This window comes from Yersinia similis (assembly GCF_001053095.1).
GTDB classification, from domain to species: Bacteria; Pseudomonadota; Gammaproteobacteria; order Enterobacterales; family Enterobacteriaceae; genus Yersinia; species Yersinia similis.
Genome location: NZ_CGBP01000072.1, coordinates 1 through 1,936 on the forward strand (window position 1 = coordinate 1; position 1,936 = coordinate 1,936).

Sequence of the window (1,936 nt, forward strand, 5' to 3'; positions counted from 1 at the left end):
GGATTGAGTTCCCTCAGTGATCTACTATTCGGCGCAGTTATTTAGTACAGCATCAGCAGATTGCTTGTTATAAATCATTTAATGAATTCCCTTTTCTAATGAGATAATTCAGTATTATGTATTAATAATCAAAAAAATAAACATATTGTTTAAATACCTTCGTCGGTGATCCTTCCAATGTCACTGAACAATGTGACCCACTTAGCAATAAATAAACGTAAGGCGTTCCCGACAGTACGCCCCCATCGGCACAATGGTGGATTACCGCCCTGTGAATACGAAGATCAGTGGAAAAAGGCTACGAAGGTGTCCTGATTTTGTGATCCACGACAAGATCAGACATTATTGGCACAATTGGCCCCACAGGCGCGCGGCGCGTTTATGCGTCAGGTCGCTAAAGAGCTACGCCGACGCCAACAAAAGCACATTCAGGCGCAACAGAACCCGGATGGCTCACCCTTTGTTCCGCGTAAGAAAAAGCGCCGCGATAAGCAAGGCCGCATCAAACGCAAGATGTTTACCAAACTGCGCACCGCCCGTTTTATCAAAACCGAATCCAGCACCGACGAGGCCGCTGTTACGTTCAGCGGCAAGATCAATAATATGGTTAGAGTCCATCATTACGGTTTGCGGGATAAAGTCACAAAGAACGGGCCAACAGTGAAATACGAACGCCGCCAGTTGTTAGGCTTCACTGACGGCGATAGTGAGTGGATTGGGGATCTGGCGTTGGAGTGGCTTGCTAAGTAGCCATTAATCTGGCTTTTGCGGGAACAGATACAATATAAAATGGTAAACGCCAAAAATACCGATACAAGCTAATATGGCAATGTACCAACGATCAAAATAGAAAAATGATGCGACCATTAATATTAACGCAACTAACGCAATAGCATTAGCCACCATGTAAGAAAGATAATATAAAAAACCGACTATGATTTTTTTAACTATTGAGCTGGTTGATGACATTATCTATAACCCTCCTGTAATCTTCATCTCGCCCCTGCTCTTGTATACTGCTCGCATCAACGTAGCCAGACACATGATCTTTGATTAAAAAATACAATATATCCAGATCACCCATAGAACGTAACCGCCAATACAACCTTGGGTTTTTCTCTCTCAACTCTCTGGAATCATAAGCTGAACGGTGAGCCAATGCACCGATAGTCAATATTGAATTAATTGCCGCACCACGAAGAATTCTCAAAGACGCTTTTAACTTAGGGTATCTCGCTATTGAACTATTCATCTGCGAAGTTAACAAATACATGAGCGTTGTTGTGGTAGCAAAACGCGCACCAGTTTTCGCATAGATACTATTTAACAACGCGTCTTTCTTATCCTCTGGAAGCCTCTCAATAAAATCTCTGGCAATAGCCTCTACCAAATTCACTATCGCACTGTCGATATCACCCTCTTTTATGAAGGTCGCTAGTCGATAATAATCATTAGCGTTTTCGCTTCTATGTTCGGTATCCAGAAATCCATATGCCAGATAATACATATCTTCCGGAACTGACATTATTCCAGAGAGTATACTGCCAGAAGTACTTTTAGGCTCAAAAGAGTCTATTATTTTGGTGGATATAGCATTAATCTCATTCATAAGATAATCCTTATAAAACGCGGTCATTCCAAATGCTATAACCTGATGTTCCAGCGACATGGTGCTGCCAGATAATACTTTCATAACGAACGGATACATGCTCTTCCGGTTGCATGCCGGCATGAGTCAATGAATGAGGATAATCTATATGGATATTAGTCAGTGCTGCATTAGTCAGTTTGATAGTGTAATACTTCTCCTGAGATGTAATGGTCAAGTAAAACCGGACACCGATTTAGGCACATTGTTGTAGTCGTCGTTCGTATTCATCCGGCGAGATATTTCTCAGCCGATAATGCCGCCTTTTCAGATTATAAAAACTGTCAA

At 41.9% G+C, this 1,936-nt stretch carries 3 protein-coding genes; 1 reads left to right on the forward strand and 2 read right to left on the reverse strand.

What is annotated here, in order from left to right; genetic code table 11:
• Positions 1-345 precede the first annotated feature (345 nt).
• A complete protein-coding gene (locus AC971_RS21355) occupies positions 346-750 on the forward strand; it encodes a phage virion morphogenesis protein (RefSeq protein ID WP_025383657.1) in 405 nt (134 codons plus the stop codon).
• Positions 751-943: 193 nt separating this feature from the next.
• Here the strand turns inward: AC971_RS21355 and AC971_RS21365 are convergent, their stop codons facing one another.
• Together AC971_RS21365 and tssD are read right to left on the reverse strand one after the other, a co-directional pair.
• On the reverse strand, positions 944-1,609 hold the full coding sequence (locus AC971_RS21365; protein WP_012413674.1) for a hypothetical protein: 666 nt from the start codon (positions 1,607-1,609) through the stop codon (positions 944-946).
• Between the two features lie 10 nt (positions 1,610-1,619).
• Entirely contained in the window at positions 1,620-1,826 is a 207-nt protein-coding gene (tssD, locus tag AC971_RS23740) for a type VI secretion system tube protein TssD (RefSeq protein WP_231573060.1), read from the reverse strand.
• Positions 1,827-1,936: the final 110 nt, after the last annotated feature.

What these genes read in the sequence shown, in the direction of transcription:
- AC971_RS21365 (WP_012413674.1), bottom strand. Translation starts at nt 1,609, where the DNA reads ATGAATGAGATTAATGCTATATCCACCAAAATAATAGACTCTTTTGAG.